This is a genomic window from Bacillus lumedeiriae, from assembly GCF_044891285.1.
Classification (GTDB): Bacteria; Bacillota; Bacilli; order Bacillales; family Domibacillaceae; genus Pseudobacillus; species Pseudobacillus lumedeiriae.
This window is the reverse complement of sequence record NZ_JAUIYO010000074.1, coordinates 1-247: the sequence shown is the minus strand read 5'-3', so window position 1 is coordinate 247 and position 247 is coordinate 1. Positions and strand designations below refer to the sequence as shown.

1 rRNA gene is annotated in these 247 nt (G+C 46.6%); it reads left to right on the top strand.

Annotated features, from left to right (window positions below):
* Positions 1–104, top strand: a 23S ribosomal RNA gene (locus QYG89_RS17290); the annotation flags it as partial.
* Between the last annotated feature and the right edge of the window lie 143 nt (positions 105–247).

The window sequence follows — 247 nt, the reverse complement described above, 5'->3', positions numbered from 1 at the left end:
CAAGCTAGTAAGATCCCTGAAAGATGATCAGGTAGATAGGTTCGAGGTGGAAGCGTGGCGACACGTGGAGCTGACGAATACTAATCGATCGAGGACTTAACCAATCACGCCGCATGGCGTAAAAGCAGCACCAAATGGCACTCGATTGCCGGTTACTTGAAACATATTATCCAGTTTTGAAAGAACAATTCTTTCAACTTTATACAGTCTGGTGGCGATAGCGAAGAGGTCACACCCGTTCCCATAC